Raw genomic sequence first — 18,382 nt, forward strand, 5'->3', positions numbered from 1 at the left:
GCGTCCAGCTAGGACCTGTCCGGACGATCATGTGGCTGCTCTGTGCCCGGGTCGTTGATGTGGGCATGGGGCGAGGTGATCTGAGTGATGCTGAGTGGGAACGGCTGCGGCCGTTCCTGCCGGTCAGCAACCGGCGTTGTGGTCGGGGGCGGGACCACCGGCAGGTGATCGACGGGATTTTGCACCGGGTGCGGACCGGTGTGCAGTGGCGTCACCTGCCGGAACGGTTCGGGCCGTGGAAAACCGTGTATGAACGTCATCGGCTGTGGTCTGCCGACGGGACGTGGGAGCGTCTGCTGCAGCAGGTCCAGGCCGCCGCCGACGCGGCGGTGAGTCGACTGGGACATCTCGGTGGACTCCACCATCGTGCGTGCGCATCAGCATGTCGCCGGTGCCCGTACCGATCCGCCGCCGGCCCCCGCGTCAAAGGGGGCCGAAGTCCCAGAACACCAGGGCGAAACGCCGTGGCAGAGCCTGTTCGCCCGCCTGGAGGAGGTGGTGCTGGAGGTGAGGGCATGGGCCGCTCGCGCGGCAGATTTCACCACCAAGCTCCACCTGAGCGCCGACGGCCGCTGCCGCCCGCTGTCTCTGATCGTCACACCAGGCCAGCGGGCGGACTGCACTCAGTTCAAGCCGGTCCTGGAGAAGATCAGTGTCCCCCAGACCGGGCCGGCCCCGCGCCAAGCCCGACACCCTCGCGGCCGACAAGCCACCCCATGCGGCTATCGGGTCAAGCAGCTGCTGGGAGTGGGGGGCATGACCGGCAGGGCGAAGCCGATCGCTTCGTCGAACTTCTGGCGGGTCGTCAAGCAGTGGTGCAGCTGGCCTAGCATGCGGTTTTACAGATGTCGGAGGGCGGCGTGGTAGCGATCGCCGGCGTCTCGTCGGCGGGTGTAGTGGGCATGTGCTCCGGTGAGGCGGTGAGTGCGGCGAACGCCCAGTGGCGGCCGGTCTCGACCAGGCGGCTGTTCTTGATCCGGCGATGGCTGACGCGGCGGCTCATGCCGGATTCACGGGTCACCGGAGCGCTCCCGGCGTAAGCCTTGAGGTCCCGGGCCGTTTCGAACCTGCTGCGATCGTCACCGATTTCGGCGAGTATCCGAGCGCCGGTGAGCACGGCAAGACCGGGGAAGCTCGTGATGATCTCCGCGTCGGGATGCTGAAGAAAGAGGTTCTCGGTGTCACGCGCCAGGCCCTCGCAGGCCCGGCAGGCCGCGTCGAGCTGCGCAAGCAGTGCGAGTGTCTGGCGTCCCATCGCCGTTTCTAACAGGGCCGGTTGGTGGAGCGAGGTCCTGCGGAGCACCCTGAGGAGACGGTCGGTCTCGGTCTCGATCCGGCGCTGCCAGCCGGCCCGCGTGACGGCGCCCCTCAGTCGACTGCGGGTGAGGCGGGCGGCCTCGGCCGGAGTGGGCGCGATCGCCAAGATCGCACGGACCTCACGGGTCAGCAACCGCTCTCGTTTGTCAGCAAATGCCTCCAGGACGGGTAGTACTCGCGCAGGTGCGACCGGAGCCGATTGTGAGCTCGGGTGCGGTCCCAGACTGCGTCCTGCTGAGCTCGGGCGAGGACGGAAATCGCCCTGGCCAGGTCGGAATCGTCCGGCAGCGGCCGATGCTGCTCGGCATCCGTCCGCAGGATGTTCGCCAGGACGAGTGCGTGCTGGTGGTCGGACCTCTTACCGGAGACGACATGGCGGTCGCGGTAGCGGGCGACAGCCATCGGATTGATGGCATAGACCCGGCGGCCGGATGCCCGCAGGCAGGCCACGAGGAGCCCGCGGGAGGTCTCGAGCGCGATCGGGATCGGATCGTCCGGGCTGTCGCCGTGCTCGGCGAGCAGTCGCAGCAGGTCCTGAAAGCCCGCCACGTCGTCGCTGATCCTGAGCTTGTCGAGCAGGCGGGCATCGGATCGACCACTGCCACGTCGTGGTGGTCCTCTGGCCAGTCGATTCCGCAGGTCACGTGCACCATGCACTCCCTTCGAGCCTTCGCTGTTCCTCAGCATCGAGCCGAGGCGGGGCCACCCGGCGACATATAGAAGCGCTCGTTGGCGCACCACCCCATCAGCCGTCCGTGGCCCCAGCTGGCCGGACAGGTCCTAGCCGATGTACACAAGACGCCTCACCGGAGTTGGACTGCATGTTCGTCTCGATCGCCTCCTACCAAGTCAAGCTGCCGTCACTGCCGCTGTCGAAAGCGTCAGGACTGCGGCGGTCCGCCGTGGCCGCCCATCAGCTTCTGACGCCGGTGGTCGGCAGCAGCTCCTGCCGCGGAGCGGCGGCTAAGCAGTAGACCTGCAACAGGCCAAAGGCGACGGCGGCGCCGGCTGTGCGGCGGGTGAGATCGCGCGGAGCTGGGTGGTGCCGGCGACGCTGCTGCCCCGCTCTGGTGGCGGCATGCGTACGCCTCGGTGGCTTGACACAGCGGGTTCTGTTAGGCGTGGGCCCGTAGTTCGCTGGGCGGCGCGCGGTGAGTGTGGGCCAATGACCTGAGCCCTGCGCGCCGCCCATGGCAACCGGCGTGGCAGCCGCGCCTGTACGGGGCTTCACCGAAGGGATCGGGGTTCACCCCGAACATCTCGATTCCGGCGCAAGACCTGGGCGAAGCTAGGTCCGTCCAGGTAAGCCGAGGGGTCGTGACTGTCCTGCGACTCTGCTGGCACGCGGTAAAGTAACCTCTGCGAAGCCCGGGCCGCTGTGCCCACGCAGTGCACAAGGTGTTGCCGAAGCCATCGAACGCTACACGAAGTTGGGACTATCCGGCCGCCGACGTCATGCACGGCTGGAGGCGGATGACGCTGTGCCGGGCCATGAATGCGGCATGCGTGAACTGCGCCGCGATGCTGATCACCCCGGACTGCCGGCACACCGGCCCGGGGCCGGACACTCTTGAGGGCTGCCTGAACCAGGACGAGAGCCGGCCCTGCCCTTGGCCGACTTTGCTGTGCGAGGCGCCGCCCTCCAGCAGTGAGGGAGTCGGGGCGCTGCGGATGCTGTACGACCGTGGGCAGGGCCGAACTTCCAGGGGGAAGGGTGCAGCAGTCCGATGAAGCCCCCGACGCTTCCGCAGGGCTGCGCAGCTGTCGCTGAGCGGGCGCCGCGTGACTTGTGAGGCGCGGTGTCGTTGAAAGGGTGTCGGTCTCCTCGAGGTCGGGCCCCGGAAGTCTGGCAACGTTCTTCCGGGGCCCCATTACCTATATAGGTCTGTCAGGGGCGACAGTTCAGTCCCCGCGGCAGCTTCGGCATCGGTTCCTGGAGCAGAACTGCATTTCCTGGGCGGCTCGTTGAACTGCATGATGTGACATCCGATGAAGGCGTCGAGTTCGAGGCAGCGCGTCGGACGGCCTTGTGCTGGAGCGGCCAGACGGCTTCGAACATCTACCCCGGCACCACTGACCTCGCCAGTTCGGTGCGCTGAGGCGGCTGCGTTGAGCAGCAACGACCGGTGGCATCGGCAAGATCCGCCAGCAAACGTGCGGCCTGCGCGCCCAACCACCGCCGCATTGTCAGTGAAGACGTGGAGCTTGGAACGAGAACCGATACCCTGCAAGCAGAAAGTACCTTCCTCCTGGACCGACAGAACGCCTCGGCAAGGTTCATCGTCCCAGTTCAGAAGGCACCTTCGTATTTCCGCCCCGATTCCGTCTCATCTCCACCGGCAATGGTTAGTCGCCGAGGACCCGCTCCCACAGCAGCCCGTCCCGCCAGCTCCCGTCTAGAAAGATCGAGGAGTGCGCGACGCCGTACGGACTGAACCCGTTGCGGCGCAACACCCTCTGCGACGGCAGATTCTCCAGATTGGTGGACGCCTCGGCGCGGTGCAACCCGAGTTCATCCGTCATCACTTGGAGTACAAGCCCGACGGCGTGCCCGGCGTGCCCTAGATTTTGGGCAACGCTGGCGATCCAGTATCCGACGGAGCCGCGGCGCAGGTGCGGCTGTGGCAGGATGCCCCCGACGGTGACCTGCCCGATCACCTGGTCGTCGCCGAGCACCACGCCCGGCCAGACAGCACCGGCCCGATATCCGGCCAGCAGGCTGTCGATGTGCTCCGCCTGGCCCTCCGGGGTGAAGAAGTCGGCCGGCTGGGCAGGTTCCCACGGCCGGAAAGCCTCGAAGTCCCGCACCCGATGCGCGGCGATCGGGGCGGCGTCGGTGGGCTCGATCAGGCGGATCCTGGTGCTGCTGGCCACGGGCTGATCCTCGTCGTGGTGCGTCGGGTGAGTCGGCCAGCATATGCGGGGAGCCAGCGCCGCCGCACCCTATGCCCGTCGGAGGATCGAGTCGATCGCACAGCTCGTGTCCTCGACACGCTGCACGCAGAAAGTGCCTTCCGCTTGGGACGACAGAACCTCGCGACAAGGTTCATCGTCCCCGCTTGGAAGGCACTTTCGTACTTCCCCCCGCTTCCGGCCTTATCTCAACCGAAACGGCGAGGCTAACGCCCACGCCAAGAGGATTGGCCTGCTCGGCCAGCGCGCACTCGGTGCGGGAGTCTCGTGCGTTTCGCCCGATCATCGGCCCCCTGTCCACATGTGTGGCATCGAGGTTCTCATGACGGGATGGTCTGTGCGTTTGGTGCGGAGGTGGGTCAGAGTGCCTGGCTGTTGCAGCCCATGTCTGAACCGAGGTGGTTCTTCTGTGCGCCCGGGGATCCTTCGCCATTCAGCAGGTTGCCTGCCAGGCCGGTGAGGGCGCCGACACTGCCGATCACCTCGATGTTCATGTCGTGCGAGCGGCACTCGATGCCCTGCTCAATGTCGAGGTCGCTGCCCCGCTCGCTGGCGAAGGCGGTGGCGCCGCTAAGGGATCCGACGCTGCCGATGATGGCGGCGCCTACGACGATTACCGACTGAAGCTTACGCATTGGTTCTCCCTTAATCGAGATGGAGTTCGTTGGCAGGCGGAGTGGAAGTGCGCGGATTGTCAGCCGAGTTGGGGAAGTCCCAGTTGGCCGACGGGGGGTGCCGCGACCTGTCCGAGGCCGACGGGCGACAGCTGTGGTGCGTTCGCCGGCGAGATGACCGGGTTGATGTTCGGGTTCACCTGTGGGTTGAACTGCGGGTTCACCTGCGGGGCGATCTGCATCGGGGGCTCCGGCGCGAAGGCCTGGGGCACGGCTACCTGCGGGGCGACTTGTGGCATGACCTGCGGCATGACTTGAGGAACGACCTGTGGCTGCCCAGGGGCGGCCTGAGCCGGCTGCCCAGGGGCGGCCTGAGCCGGCTGCATCGGGGCGGCCTGGGCGGGCTGCATCGGGGCGGCCTGCTGTTGGTGCGGCGTAGCGGTGGCTTGTGCCGTTCCCCTCGACGAGGCCGCGGCGACGGCACCGGTCTGCTGTGGTGCCTGCGGAGCGGCCTGCGGGCTCGAGTAGTCGGGAGCCGACGCCGGAGTGGCACCGCCTTGTCCCACGGGAGCATCGCCATGGCTGGCGCTGGCGCCGACAGCGGTCAGACCGCTGGCCGCTGCTACCACGAGCGCGATCTTTTGAAGCTTGCGCATTAAACCCTCGGCCCTTCGAAACCTGAAAGTGGATCCATTGCATTCAGTGCGGTCACGCGTGCCGTCAGCGCGATACTCGCACCGCACCGTCAGCAGCGGTCAATCTTCAGCAGCACGCGGACTTCGCATTGGAGCCGGCAGTGAATTCCCTCGCCCCTCTTCAAGTTGACGGTCGCTGCCCTCCTCCCGTGGAACGAGGTCTTCCTCGCTGTGGTCACGGCACGCAACAGTCCATCACCCATTTGCCCCCGCCTGAGGCGGCGTTGGGGCGGCCCATGCACTCGTGCGGCAAATGGGTGACCACGGCCCGGCACCCGTATCTGAGTCCGCGCTGCCCTCGTTCCGCACGGGGCAGCAACGATGGTCTGTTGTAGCCGCACGAGTCAGTAGAGCAGCGAACTGCCCTGCCTCATCTGCATTACACCAGGTTCCGTGCATGAGGTTACGTGCACAGGTCAATGAAGGGCCGAGTATTCAATGCGCAAGTTTCAGCACATCGCGCTCGTCGTCGCAGCCGCCGGTGGTCTGTCCGCAGTCGGGGCCGGCTCAAGCTCCGCCGTGACTCCGGTCGCCTACAACGGGGCGCCGCCTCCGGTTTCGCAGCCGGACGCCCAGGCCGCTTCGGCGTCCTCCGCGCAGGCTTCTGCGCAGACATACGGCTCGCCTGCATCGCGGCAGGCGGCCCCGCAGCAGGCGAGTCCGCAGCGGGGCGCCCAGGTAAACCCGCAGGTCAACCCGCAGCTGAACCCGCAGATCAACCCGCAGCTCACTCCGCAAGCCCCGCAGGCCGCGCGGAACGGGCAGGGCGCCCCGAGCCAGGCCAACCTGTTCCGTCCGTCCCAGGAGTGCAGCCCGCAGAACCTGATCGGCGCGAATGTCCCCGTCGCTCTGCTTGCCGCTTCCCAGACTCACGGGGTGGAGTGCACCCAGGCCAACAGCCAGGCGAACTCCTTCTCCAGCGCGCAGGCGCAGTAGCGCTAGAGCACGGCCACGCGTCGACACGCGGCACGGGCCCTACGAGGTGTGCGGCGAATGGTCCACTCCGCTCGCGATACGGCATTCGGGCGTTTCTAACGCTCGACCACAACAACGGCGCGTCGTTGCCCGTTTTGCGACAATTTCTTACTAGTGTCGCGTAACGGAAGGCGATCCGCCACGGATCGCACCCACTTACTCCACCGGAGAAGAAATGCGCAAGCTTCGCAGCGTTGCCGTCGTTGTCGCCGCACTCGGCAGCATCGGATTCATGGGTAGCACGGCCCACGCCGACCAGGGCGGCAGGGGCGGCGGCGACGACAAGTTCAACATCACGCAAAGCACGCAGTGCAAGTCGCACGACCTGAACCTGGACATCCTCGGCCAGGTCGGCGTCCTCAACGGCCTGCTGGGCAACGCGCTCAACGGTGAGGGCAACCCCGGCGCCCAGTCCACCCACCTCGGTTCCACCATGGGCTGCAACAACAGCGCGTTCTGACGTTCGGCCGGCCTACAAATGGTCCCGGCGCCTGGGGCGCCGGGACCATTTGCGTGCCGCCAGGTCTGCTAGAGCATCCACGACCGCCCGAGACTGAGGCGGTACTGGTTGGTTCTCGGGTGTTTCGCATCCACCTTAGCTTGACGTTTATCCAGCTCTGCTGCTTGTGATGGTTGTCGTGAGGTCCGGTTGGCCCTGTTTCCCGACGGTGCGTTCGCGTGCACGGTGCTTGTTCTTCGTGCCGATTGGTCGGCCTGGGCCTGCGGTGCTGGGTTTCGGTGCACCGGCCGGTTGAGGGGCCTTGCCGTGGAGGCGGCGAAATCCTCGGCGGACCCGTGCAGGGGTGAGACGTCCTTGGCGTGCGGGCCGCTCCCAGGGTCTGCGAAGGTCCTCGGCAAGGGGCCGGGCCAGGCGGAGTTGGGTGTGGGCGGCGATGACCAGCCAGGTCCAACGGTCAGCGGCGGCCGGCTCGCGGAGTTTGGGAGCCGTCCAGCCCAGCGTCTGCTTGAACATCCTGAAGGTGTGTTCCAGGTCGAATCTGCGCAGGAACGCCTGCCAGAGCCGGTCCACGTCCCCGGCGGTGGCATCGGTGGCCGACCACCACAGCCAGATCGGCCGGGGGTGGCGGTCGCCGCGAAGGTGGTCGACCCGCAGACGGATGACGGTGCCTTCGATGATCGGCAACTCTCCGGGATGGTCGGCCCAGGCCGAGCGCCGGGTCAGCAGTGGATGCAGGCGGTCCCACGCCGTGGCGACGGCCTGCCCGTAGTGAGTGGTGTCGGTCACCGTGGTGATGGACGGGACCGGCAGGGTGGCCGGGTACTCGAAGGTGAACTCTGCCCCGTGCTTGGGTTTACGCCCGCGCTTGCCCGCCGGCTGGGGCGTAGGCGGAAAGTACAGGACTCGGTCCGAACGCATCCGGCCCAGTAACTCCACGGGCAGGTCCGCGAGCAGGAAGGCCAGGCGGGTCACGTCGTAGCCGGCATCAAAGACGACGAGGACGGGCGGGTCGCCGATCTGCCACTGGCCTGCCACATACAACCGCTGGAACACCTCTCGGACCTGGCCGGCGGTGACGGCGATCGCGTCGTCCCAGGGCCGCAGCCGGAGCACGTCCAACACGGCCGTCCACGAGGTCCGGCCCGGCTCCACAGCGGCAACGAAGGAGTAGGGCCAACCGGGGATCATCTGGGCCGAGCCTCTGCCTCGCCCGTATGTGTGGCAGAACATCCGGTCCGGGCTGGTATTCGCGTCCGGCCGCAACCAGTTGCTCACATCGACCGCCAGGACCAGCCGCCCCGACGCCGTGCGGGGAAGCGGCAGCCCTGCCAGCGTCCTGCGCAGGCGTGCCACATCCAGATCCCCGCAGTTCAGGCCGCCGTACAAGGCGCCATGCCCACGCCGGTGCTCAGGCTCCAACGACAGCTCGACCAACGTCCTCACCGGACCATCCGCGCACAGCAGGGCATCACTCAGCTCGAACAGCGCATCGCGCCGCCCGGTCAGACAGGCATAGAGCTCCGTCCGGAAGCATGACAGTTCGGCAAACGCATCCCGCGGGACGCCGTGTTGCAGCACACTCATATCTACGGCCTTCGTGTTGATCCCATGCCTCTGTGACGGAGCACAGGATCAGGCGAAGGCCGCTCTTACGTCCGGAACTCAGGCAAACCCATCAGCAAGTTCGAGGCCGTGTTCGACGGCAGACCATAAACGCCAAGCTTAGGGCGTGCAGATCTTTAACTCGTCTTTTTGACCTTGGTCTGGTTGGGGTCGGGAGCGAGGAAGGTTGCGACGTCGGCTGGTGTGCGGAGGCGGGCGGTTGAGGTGTTGATGTGGTGGCCGTGTGCTTCCAGGAGTGGGTGGACCTCCTGTTTAGCGCGGCTGATGGTCATCGCGGTGACGCCGAAGAGTTGGCCGAGGAGGTCCATGGTGGCGAGTTTGCGCAGGTGGAGCACGGTGGCTAGGATCCGGTCGGCTGGGGTGAGCTTGGCTTTGGCTCCTGTGCCGGAGGCGACCAGGCGCTCGTGACCGCGGCGGGTGCGGAGTACTCGCTCGCGTTGAACCTCCAGCGCGGGCGCCAGCGCGTCGATGAGCTCGGTGAACTGTTGGCGGGTCATGCCGGTCAGTTCAGGGTCCTGTAGGGAATGCTGCGTGAGGCAATGTGGCCTGTCCGCCGGGTCCTGGCCTGACGCGCTGTCGGCCGTCGCCGCGTCCATCAGGTCCTGGGGGTGGAGGGTGTAGTTCCAGTCGCCGTGGAAGCGGTGCCGGGTGATTGGCAGGGCGGCGATCTCGTCGTCGCTGACCTGGATGCCGGTGGGGTATGGGTTGGTGTCGAGTTCGGCGTGCACGGTCAGGCCGGTTTTGGTGGTGGTCGCGGCGATGCTCTCGACGATGACTTCGTGGCTGGTCAGGGGCCTTCCCCGCCAGTTCATGGTGATGTGGGAGAACAGCCGGTGCTCGATCCGGTTCCACTTCGATGTTCCGGGAGGCAGGTGGCAGACGGTGATCGTCAGGCCGGTTTCGGCTGCGAACCGGGCGAGTTCGGTCTTCCAGGTGCGGGTGCGATACCCGTTGGAGCCGCCCGCGTCGGCGGTGATCAGCAGCCGGTCGGCTGTCGGATAGGTGGTCCGCCCGGCTCCGTTCCACCAGCGGCGGATGGATTCGACGGCGAACGCGGCGGTGTCGTGGTCGGTGCCCACGTTGACCCAGCCGCGTTCGCGGCGACATCGTAGATGCCGTAGGGCACCGCCCTGCCCAGCTCACGATCGGGGAAGTCGTGGGTGTCGACCCGCACCGGCTCGCCTCGCGGCTCCCATTCACGGCCACCGTTCTTGAAGGGACCGACCAGTTCCTTTTTCTTCGTGTCCACACTGATCACCGGAGCCCCGCCGTCCTGGTGGTCGCGGGCCTGTTCGTTGAGGTAGTGGAACTGCGCGTCCCGGTCGGGGTGCTGCTTGCCTTCCAGGGTCTTGGCGTTGCTCTGCAGGCTGAATCCCTCCTCGCGCAAGAGGTCGCCCACCGTGTCCGCGGCAATCCTGTGGCCCTGCCGGGTCAGCTGCTCGGCGAGCTTGCGGGTGGACTTGGTAGTCCAGCGCAGCGGCGACATGGGATCTCCGCGGACCTCGGGCTCGACCAGCATGAGAAGCGCCTCCCGAACCGCCGGGTTCAGGTCGACGACGCGTTTGCGGCCACCGCCGGACCGCCGAATACGCCCCAACGGGGCCTCGCCGGAGTCGAGTTCCCGCACTCCGGCAGACACCGTGGCTTCACGGACACCAGCGGCACGGGCGACCGCTCTGATCCCGCCATGGCCGAGGGACTGGGCTTCCGCCCCTATCAACAGGCGGCGCTGCCGCTCGTCCAGGTGCGGCAGAATCGCCCTGAACTTGGCTGCCAGCACGACCCGTTGCCCTTCCAACCTGCTCATGCCAGACCAACGAATCACCGAGCGGAAAGCCACGAGTTAAAGATCTGCACGCCCGCAGAACTCCTATCGGAATGACTTCAGGCGCCGCCAGCAGATGAGTGCGCATCCGAGTGTGAGGAATGCTTCGTGGATGTCGTCGCGTATCTCCCAGCGGATCCGCAGGCGGCGGAACCAGTGCAGGTGGGCAAAGGCACGTTCCACGACCCAGCGCTGGGTGCCCAGGCCGGAGCCGTGCTCGGTGCCGCGGCGGGCGATGACCGGTTTCACGCCGAGGTCCCGGACGAGCCGGCGGTACTTGTCGTGGTCGTAACCGCGGTCCCCGAGTACGACGTCCGGGCGGCGGCGCGGTCGGCCGCGTTTGCCGCGCACTGGCGGTACCGCTTGAAGGAGTGGGATGAGCTGGGTGACGTCGTTGCGGTTGCCACCGGTCAGGGTGACCGCGAGCGGGATGCCGGTGGCGTCGGTGATCAGGTGGTGCTTGCTGCCGCTTCTGCCCCGGTCAACAGGGCTTCGTCCCGTCTTGGAGCCCCCTTTAACGCGCGGATGTGGGAGCCGTCGACCGCGGCCCGGGAGAAGTCCAGGGCGTCCGCGCTGCGGAGCTTGGCGAGGAGGACCTCGTGCAGCCGGGACCACACACCGGCCTCGGTCCACTCGGCCAGGCGCCGCCAGCACGTCATCCCCGAACCGAAGCCGAGCTCCTGCGGCAGGTGTTCCCAGGCGACCCCGGTATGCAACACGAACAGGATGCCCTGGAACACCAGCCGGTCCGGATGCCGCATGCGCCCCGGATGCCGAATCCGGCGCTCCACCTTCGGTAGCAGCGGCTCGATCACCGCCCACAACTCGTCATCCACTTCCCACGGCTTCGGCCGAGCCACCCCACACCCCCAGATCAACGGTCCCGGAGCGATCCAACCACTTCAAAGATCATTTCGTTAGGAGTTCTTAGCCGCACGGGCGCCCGCGCCCCCGCCAGCGTCTGGGCAACGGAACTGCCGATCAGGTCCGCTTCCCCGAACACGAGCCCGGCGGTACTGGCCACCAGGCCGGTGTTGGCCTGGTTCACGATGTGACCGCGGGCCGCCCACCCCCCGGCCGCCGGGCCCGGGCTGCGCACCCGCACGCAGCCGGGTCGTTAGGCTGAATATATGGAGATCGTTCTCTCGCCTCTACGGCCACGCGCACGTCTCCCAGTTGGTCGAACGCCTGCAGGTCGAATTCGGACAGAGTTCCGGCTGCTGGTCGCGAACGGGAGGGGAGCCGGGTAGCTGAGCGATACCGCGTGGAGTGGACCTACGAGGGAAGCTCGTTGGCGTCGTACGACGCCTACGACCTGGCGCTCTACCGGGCCAGGGGGTGGCGGAGGACTCGATTGCCGAGGACGTCCGGATCGTCGAGGTCGGATCCGAGTAGGCGGCCGCGCCGGGCTCACTTCGCGGTGCTGGCCAGCAACCGGCGTTTCGAAAGTTGAGGACGCCTGCGGTTGCGGGCAGCGGGGCCGCGGGCCGTTCTACTGCCCGGCGGTGCATACGCGGAGCCCTACGGGCAATTATAGAAACGGAGCAGACGTCGTGAGTGATGCAACCGGGTCGGTGCGCACATACCGCCTCTTCCACGGCAAGCGGCTCGCGATGGGACTCAGGGGCGAACCGGGGGTGCTCGTAAGCACCTCAACCCTGCCGCCGCTGCCAGGGGCTGCACCGGTCACGCATCCGTTCGCCACCGCGACGTTCCACGTGGCCGAATGCGAGGGCGAGCTCGGAGCGCTCCTGCGCGAGGCATCCGATCTCCATGCATTCCTCGACGCTGCCGAGCGTTCCGGCTACGCGGTCGAGGCGGTCGAGGACCGCACGGCACCATTGCAACCTGCCGCAAGCGGCAGCGACGCGGCATCCGAGGGCGTCGACCAGCTCATAGTGGTGGGCAGAGCGCACTTCGCTCAGCTCAGGACCGACCCGGTGCTGAACGTCATCGAGCTGCCCGACGGGCTCGGCGTCTGCCTCGTGCACGCCGTACGCGGCGGAGGCAAGATCTACGTTGCACCCGACGAATCGGCGCTGTTCGCGGGGTCAGCGGTCGACTTCGAGACGGGCCTCGACGCATTCCGCGACGGCGCTCGCACGCCGCTCGAGAAGTTCGACAACAACGGCAGCGGCACACAAGGGTGACGCCGCCGCCCTTGCCCGCGCTCCCCCCTTGACGCTGAACACGGATTGTGCTTGTCGGATCCGAGGTGGTCGGTTGATCCCGACCACCGATCGGACAGCGGCAGCCACTTCGTCAGCCGCTGAAGGATGCCCCCTCATCTGTCAGCCGAAGGTTCTCGGCCTGCAGCCCGCACCATCAACTCGTGGATCAACTGACCGTCAACCGTCTTCGGCTGCTTCGGCTCAGGCGTCTCGGCGGTCTCGGCCTCCGTCACGTGCTACTGGGAACCGATGAATCTTCCTGGATCAGGGATTGCACCGAACACTCATGGCCACCCCGGAGGAGACTGTGGCGGAGGAGGAGAGCGGGGGGCGGCCCGTCCGCGTAGGCGGCGGAGCCTGCCGCCACAGGCGCGCTCAGCCCGTGAGGAAGGCGCCCTCGGAGCAGGGGCGGCAGACGAAGACGTAGCCCAACTGGCCGCCGAGGTTCATCGCGGTCTGCCGGTCGATCCCCTCCTCCAAGTGTGCTGCGAATTCCGTCGTGCCGGAGCAGGAGGGGCACCCGGGCAACCGGTCGTCGTCCAGGTAGGAGGGGCTGCCGCCGAGCGATCCGAGCACCTCGCGTTGCTTCCCGAACCGCTCGCCGGGCTCCCGCTTCCACGCTGAACGGGCGAGGTCGTATGTGTCGCGCGGGAGATCGTCGCTGTCATCCTCCGAGGGTTCGAGCGTCACGACCCGGGTCGTGATCGCCGACACTGCGGGCAGCAGCGTCACGCCCTTCTCGGGTACGGCCACCGGTACGAGTCCCGAGGGCGGGAAAAGAAGGACCCGATTCGCCCCGGAGGTCGCGTCCCACAGCTCGCAGGCGCCCGGATCGTTCTGGCACACGAACACCGACAGGACGCCGTACTCGACCGGCAGATGCGCGAAGAACTGCATCGGCCCTCCGCAGTAGTCGCCGCACACCGGCCAGGTGAACCCCTCGGGGGCCAGCGGCACACCCCCGGTACGTGGCACGTCTGCATCGGGCGCGGCCGTGCCGTCGTAGATCATCAAAGTTGCCTGCATGGAGGAAGGCTACGGGCAGTCGGCAGCATGCACAGTGCGCCGTCGCGGATCATCCCGATGTACCCCGAGGAGGGAGCACTCCACGAGATCGGCGACGCCGGCGGCGGTAAACGGGTCAAGGACCGCGCGATCCTGATCCTCAGTCAGTTTTCCGCGCTTGTGCACGGCCCGTGCGGCGATGGCGCAAGCGGACTTGCTCTGTGTGAGAAGGCCCTCGCGGACCTGGGTTCAGCTCATCGACGCGCAGGAGCAATGCCGATGAGACGGCGTGGTCGATCGCGGAATGCTCCAGGCGGGCACCCGGGCCGCCCTGATGCCACCGGCGGAGGAAAGCCTGGTTCAATATAGCGAGCGCGTCCGCCGTCAGGGCCGTGGCGGACCTGATGTGGCGGGCGGTCGTGGGATCCACGGGGCGTACCTCCTGTGTCGTGCGGACAGCGGTCAGGCTACGGTCCGGGTCGGACAGGGCTCCGACGGCTGGTGCAGCCCGCGTGACACGGACGTCACAGTGCCGTTGGACTGCACGCCCCCGAACCGGGCTCGTCCTCCTCGATCAGGAATCGGGTGGTGGCGGCGGAGGCAACCGCGGTGCCTGCTCCAGAAGGCGGCGGAGGTGCGGTGGCACCGGAGCTTTGACAATCGGGCTTGCCGGACCACGCTCCGGGAAACAGGCCATCATACCGCTGCTGACGTGTACCAACCCTATCTCCGGTGAGCCCCCCATGGGGGGCGCGTGTTCATACTCAGTCTCTTGTCCACAGTTAACGCAACGCATGTCTCACCCCTGCTCCTGGGCCGGGCACCGCAAAATCGTGGCTCCTTGGTCCGCCAGCGGCGGCTTGATGTTCCTGGGGCTCGCGCAGCCCCACTACTTGGTCGTCGACGTTCCCCGGGCGGTTCCACGGGTGGCGTCGCCGCCACCGGTGGACTGCACGCTGATGCCCCCGGTGGCGGTGTCCTCTCAGGGTTCAGCCCTCGTCGACGTACTCCCAGAAGACCGGCGAGTTCGGTCATCGAACACAGCGGAGACCGCCGCCGGCATATGGGAAACTTGCATCTCGGAAGTGCCTTGCTGATCCAGCGTGCTGGAAGCCTGAAGAACTCCCATCATCGCAGGTCACGAGGCACTTCCTCGTTTCTAGAAGAGTTATCCACAGACGTCGGATCGGTGGATCAAGGCTTAGGCGCTTCCAGGGTCACCCGGAACCAGGTCAGCGGACAAAGTTACAGTGTCTGCCGAGACCTGAGACGCCAGCGGATCGTCAACATCGGCACCTCAGGCGATTAGGAAGGCCCTGCTCAAGGGGTCGCCTTGCCGCCGGTGACGGGCCCTTCCGGCTCGGGTGCCTGCGGCCCCTGGATGTACGCGTCGAAAAATTGGTCCACCCGCGGGTCGTGGGCAGACGTGACGGCCAACTGGCGGCCCCAGGCGGTCAACTTGACCGGAGCGCCCTGGCCGGGGACCGGACTCATCATCCGATAGGGCACGCCCTCGACCTTCTTTCGGAACGCGTTCACGACACTCCGCGGTGCATTCTCGGCGTATGTCACCCACACGACGCCGTGCTCCAGAGAGTGCACCGCGTGTTCGTTGCGCAGCGGCCGGTCGTAGACGTCACCGTTGGCGTTCTGCCAGGTCGGATGATGAGGGCCGCCTACGGGCGGGGTCGGGCCGCCAGAGTAGTCGACCGGACCAAGCACATGGTGGCGCTGCAGGATGCGGTAAGTCTGCTCTCCGGGGACACGGGCCTTGTCGGGGTCGATGCTTTTCGCGGCCACGCGGACGGTGTGGGGCCCATCGTGGGCCGAGGCGATCGCTGTGACCCCGACGACCACGGCGCCAGCGACCGCTACGGCCGTGGTCAACGCCCACAGCCGCCGCTTGAGCTGGACCTTACAGCCCCCGGGCTTACCGCTCGAAGTCTCGTACTGCTGCTGATCCTGTGTCATAGCGGGAAATGTACGGGTGAGAAAAGAGCGGTACTGAGCATTTTGGGTCCGATGCGCGTGTCCGATGGGACCCGGACGACGCCGCCAGACGTCACACGGCCCATAGTGACACCGCCCGGTGGGTATGCGGTGACGTCGTGCACAGAATCGGCCGCACTCACCGCTCGACCGCACGGCACTGTCATGATCGCGGCGAGGCGCATTCGTCTCCTCTGCGCGTTGGGCAACGCGCACCCCTGGCCGTGCGCCCGCTGCATGCCGACCAGTGGTGAACCACGATCAGTCCGGGCGCACCGACGAGTCGCGCGCGGCTCTGAGAGCCATCCGTTCCCACACAGCAAGCCCCGTTCGCGCGCCAAGGCTCCGCGCGTCCGTATAGCCTCATCCGCAGCCGTTTTTGCGCGTATGCCCAGGCCAGTTGTTTACGGCTCGACGGGTCAGCGTCGTATCTTGATTCACTGCCTGACAACGTGCGCACAGCGGCGGGAGGATGGCGACGCGGGGGCCCTGTCACGAATTCGGTACGGGGAGATCGCTAAAGAGTGTCCGGCGGACCGTGACCTAATCGGCGCCTTGCGTCGGTCGGTGCTGGTGATCGGTCCCCGACGATCCGCCGTACACAGCTCAGAGGGCGCTGTTGTTGCAGCCCATAGCCGAACCGAGGTGGGTGTCCTGTGCGCCCGGGTCGCCTTCGCCGCTCAGCAGGTTGCCGCCCAAGCCGTTGAGGATGCCGACCTGGCCGAGGACGTCGACGTTCAGGTCGTGCGACTTGCAGTCGGAGCTCTGCTTGATCTTGAAGCGGTCGCCACCGTCGTGGCACCAGTCGCCGCCGGCGTGGGCAGTGCCACCCATGAGTCCGACGCTGGCGAGGGCGGCGACCAGGACGGCAGCCTTGCGAACTGTACGAACTCGATAGATCGCACCACCCTCACTCCACCGGAGATGACATGTGCAAGCTTCGGGAGATTAGTACGAAATAACCCAAAACGTCCTGCGACGCGCGGCTCTCGTGATCTTCTGGCGGAAGCACCCTAACGGTGCATCGCGTACGAGCGGGCCCTTCCATCGATGGCCGTGCTGGAGGTCACTGTCCGGCCGTACTGAACGAGCGTTCTCCTGGCCGATTCCCTGCGGACAGTTGCCTCCCGGGTCTCGGCGGCGAACGGGGCAACCCTGGCTTCCCGTTGAGCAGGGACTGCGGGCTCCACCCCGCGTCCGGACAAAGGACGTTGTCTCGGCGGCGTACCACCCCGTCCGGGGCCGACCGAGGGAGACCCGTGCGCTGATCTGGGGCTCAGCTGGCTATCTGTGGGTCGTCAGCGCCCTGCTGCGGTGCCGCCTGCCGCTGCGCGGCCGGTGAACCGTTGGTGTCGCGGTGATCTGCGAGTTGATTCGCGAGGCAGCCCGGGGCGTCCTGCATCACCCCCGTCACGAGCCCGCTGTGCACGGGTCACTCAAGGAGAATTCCGTCTGTGATCAGGGATGTGTGGGCTGATTGCGAGGAGTGGCAGACAGGCGCTGACGGCTCTTTGTGGCCTGGGCGACGATGGCGGCCGTGGTGCCGATCGGCTGCTGGTGACGCCCCTGGGGGCCGAAGCTACGGCGCCTTTCTTGGCGTTGGTTGTGCCGCTCACGGTAGCCTGCGGAGTGACCGTCGGGCCGCCGTGCGACCCAGGGCCGCAGACGGAGGCGGGCGGCGGCCCCAGTACGGCGCTCACCGGCTCGTCTCCAAGTACCGGCCGATGCCGTTGATGGCTTCGAGGGCATCCCGTGTGAAGCGCATTACTGTAACGCGAAAACCAAGAGAAGCCAGCCAGGGGCGGCGCGCTTCCGTTTGGCGCGGGTGGGGTGTCCGGTCAACTGCCCTGAGGTGGCTTCGGCGGCCTTCCAACGGTCTTGAGGAGCTTCGCACCGTGCGCTCGTGCACCTCGGGCAGAGGTCTCGCTTTCGCTGTCCGTTCAGCGCTGCCATCCTTCTTACCCAGCCGCTGCAAAGAGTGCGGCATCGGCCGGATCCCAGTCGATGCCGCACCAGTCACTCAGCTCACACTCCCCCGCCGGGGGGCAAGGGGTGCGTGAGCGGATACGGGGTTAGTGGAAGGTGATGTAGCCGTTGCCGTCGCGGTCGTTGCCGCTCTTGCTGTAGGAGTGGACGTCCGCGCGGCTGCCGGAGGGCTTGTAGAGGTAGATCGTGTCGCGGTCGTTGTTCCACATGAAGTTGCAGTTGTCGCGGTAGACGACGTTGTTGGCGTCGGAGTCGGTGCCGTGGCCGCCACGAAGCTTCACCGAGTCACCGGGCTGCAGGTAGTGGTTGGCCGTGAACGCGAAGCGGTTGCCGGCCGCGTCCTTGACGACGTAACCCTTCAAGTTCACGGTCGCGGACGACGAGTAGTTCTTGACCGTCAGGTACTCCTCACGGGTGTTACCCGTCGAGCAGCTGTTGGAGTCCCTGCCGGGGGGCGTCGTACTGGATACTGCGGACCTTCAGCGCCGAGGAGTACTCGGCGGCCTGAACCGGGCTTGTCAGTGCGGCGAGCGATCCGACCGTAATCGCAGCGGCGATGGCGGCATGGGTGATACGCAAGGTGAGGTCCCCCCTCAAGAGTGCTGATGAGCGGCGAAAGCTTACCGTCACAACAGGCTGCTGCTTACCGCTTCAACTAACTGATAGGACGGCTGACTCTGGGGACGGAGCTGCCCGACGCCGGCTTCGGTGCCCCCCGGCGCCCGCGACGCCTCCCTCCAACGAAGGGCAACCGAGGCGGGCATCCTCGCGGCCGCATCTTGTCCCACCACCTGAACGGGCTCGGCTCA

At 66.9% G+C, this 18,382-nt stretch carries 13 protein-coding genes and 3 pseudogenes; 4 read left to right on the forward strand and 12 right to left on the reverse strand.

Going from position 1 to position 18,382, the window contains the following annotated elements; genetic code table 11:
* Positions 1-65 precede the first annotated feature (65 nt).
* Positions 66-830: an IS5 family transposase gene (locus AS594_RS48240; protein WP_167368161.1), complete on the forward strand. Its 765-nt coding sequence runs from the start codon at positions 66-68 to the stop codon at positions 828-830.
* Here the strand turns inward: AS594_RS48240 and AS594_RS38025 are convergent.
* The 4 genes and pseudogenes from AS594_RS38025 to AS594_RS46965 form a co-directional block, all read right to left on the reverse strand.
* A pseudogene (locus tag AS594_RS38025) lies at positions 723-1,970 on the reverse strand (IS110 family RNA-guided transposase). The gene AS594_RS48240 and the pseudogene AS594_RS38025 sit on opposite strands and share 108 nt — an antisense overlap.
* Positions 1,971-3,663: 1,693 nt before the next feature.
* A complete protein-coding gene (locus AS594_RS38030) occupies positions 3,664-4,191 on the reverse strand; it encodes a GNAT family N-acetyltransferase (RefSeq protein WP_069931173.1) in 528 nt (175 codons plus the stop codon).
* Between the two features lie 398 nt (positions 4,192-4,589).
* Positions 4,590-4,865 (reverse strand): hypothetical protein, encoded by a 276-nt coding sequence (locus tag AS594_RS38035; RefSeq protein ID WP_069931174.1) that lies wholly within the window; start codon positions 4,863-4,865, stop codon positions 4,590-4,592.
* A 59-nt stretch (positions 4,866-4,924) separates the two neighbouring features.
* On the reverse strand, positions 4,925-5,143 hold the full coding sequence (locus AS594_RS46965) for a hypothetical protein (RefSeq protein ID WP_240509361.1): 219 nt from the start codon (positions 5,141-5,143) through the stop codon (positions 4,925-4,927).
* 834 nt (positions 5,144-5,977) lie between these two features.
* Here AS594_RS46965 and AS594_RS38045 point away from each other — a divergent pair.
* Together AS594_RS38045 and AS594_RS38050 are read left to right on the forward strand one after the other, a co-directional pair.
* Positions 5,978-6,475 carry a hypothetical protein gene (locus AS594_RS38045; protein ID WP_069931176.1) on the forward strand — a complete coding sequence of 166 codons (498 nt, stop codon included), beginning with the start codon at positions 5,978-5,980 and terminating at the stop codon, positions 6,473-6,475.
* Positions 6,476-6,689: 214 nt separating this feature from the next.
* Positions 6,690-6,974, forward strand: coding sequence for a hypothetical protein (locus AS594_RS38050; protein WP_069934079.1), 285 nt, complete (start codon positions 6,690-6,692; stop codon positions 6,972-6,974).
* Between the two features lie 147 nt (positions 6,975-7,121).
* Here the strand turns inward: AS594_RS38050 and AS594_RS38055 are convergent, their stop codons facing one another.
* The 4 genes and pseudogenes from AS594_RS38055 to AS594_RS45195 all read right to left on the reverse strand — a co-directional run bounded on the left by AS594_RS38055 (position 7,122) and on the right by AS594_RS45195 (position 11,470).
* Positions 7,122-8,558: an NF041680 family putative transposase gene (locus tag AS594_RS38055; protein ID WP_069774663.1), complete on the reverse strand. Its 1,437-nt coding sequence runs from the start codon at positions 8,556-8,558 to the stop codon at positions 7,122-7,124.
* Between the two features lie 155 nt (positions 8,559-8,713).
* Positions 8,714-10,404, reverse strand: a pseudogene (locus tag AS594_RS38060) (ISAzo13 family transposase).
* Between the two features lie 63 nt (positions 10,405-10,467).
* A protein-coding gene (locus AS594_RS42195; protein ID WP_420877917.1) for an IS5 family transposase occupies positions 10,468-11,282 on the reverse strand; the annotation gives its coding sequence in 2 pieces (ribosomal slippage) (positions 10,468-10,940 and positions 10,940-11,282; 816 coding nt in all).
* Between the two features lie 14 nt (positions 11,283-11,296).
* Complete coding sequence (locus tag AS594_RS45195; protein ID WP_167368162.1) at positions 11,297-11,470, reverse strand: hypothetical protein; 174 nt, start codon at positions 11,468-11,470, stop codon at positions 11,297-11,299.
* Positions 11,471-11,975: 505 nt separating this feature from the next.
* On the opposite strand from AS594_RS45195, the gene AS594_RS45610 reads away from it, so the two are divergent.
* A complete protein-coding gene (locus tag AS594_RS45610; protein WP_206281772.1) occupies positions 11,976-12,572 on the forward strand; it encodes a hypothetical protein in 597 nt (198 codons plus the stop codon).
* A gap of 396 nt (positions 12,573-12,968) precedes the next feature.
* Here AS594_RS45610 and AS594_RS38080 read toward each other — a convergent pair whose 3' ends face one another.
* The 4 genes and pseudogenes from AS594_RS38080 to AS594_RS38095 all read right to left on the reverse strand — a co-directional run bounded on the left by AS594_RS38080 (position 12,969) and on the right by AS594_RS38095 (position 18,152).
* Positions 12,969-13,619 (reverse strand): YwqG family protein, encoded by a 651-nt coding sequence (locus AS594_RS38080; protein ID WP_107393284.1) that lies wholly within the window; start codon positions 13,617-13,619, stop codon positions 12,969-12,971.
* 1,299 nt (positions 13,620-14,918) lie between these two features.
* On the reverse strand, positions 14,919-15,569 hold the full coding sequence (locus AS594_RS38085) for a DUF3105 domain-containing protein (RefSeq protein ID WP_069936109.1): 651 nt from the start codon (positions 15,567-15,569) through the stop codon (positions 14,919-14,921).
* A gap of 624 nt (positions 15,570-16,193) precedes the next feature.
* The gene (locus AS594_RS38090; protein WP_069931184.1) at positions 16,194-16,421 is read right to left on the reverse strand and encodes a hypothetical protein; all 228 of its coding nucleotides are present in this window, start codon (positions 16,419-16,421) and stop codon (positions 16,194-16,196) included.
* 1,238 nt (positions 16,422-17,659) lie between these two features.
* Positions 17,660-18,152 (reverse strand): annotated as a pseudogene (locus AS594_RS38095) (lamin tail domain-containing protein).
* Between the last annotated feature and the right edge of the window lie 230 nt (positions 18,153-18,382).

The organism is Streptomyces agglomeratus (assembly GCF_001746415.1).
GTDB lineage: Bacteria > Actinomycetota > Actinomycetes > Streptomycetales > Streptomycetaceae > Streptomyces > Streptomyces agglomeratus.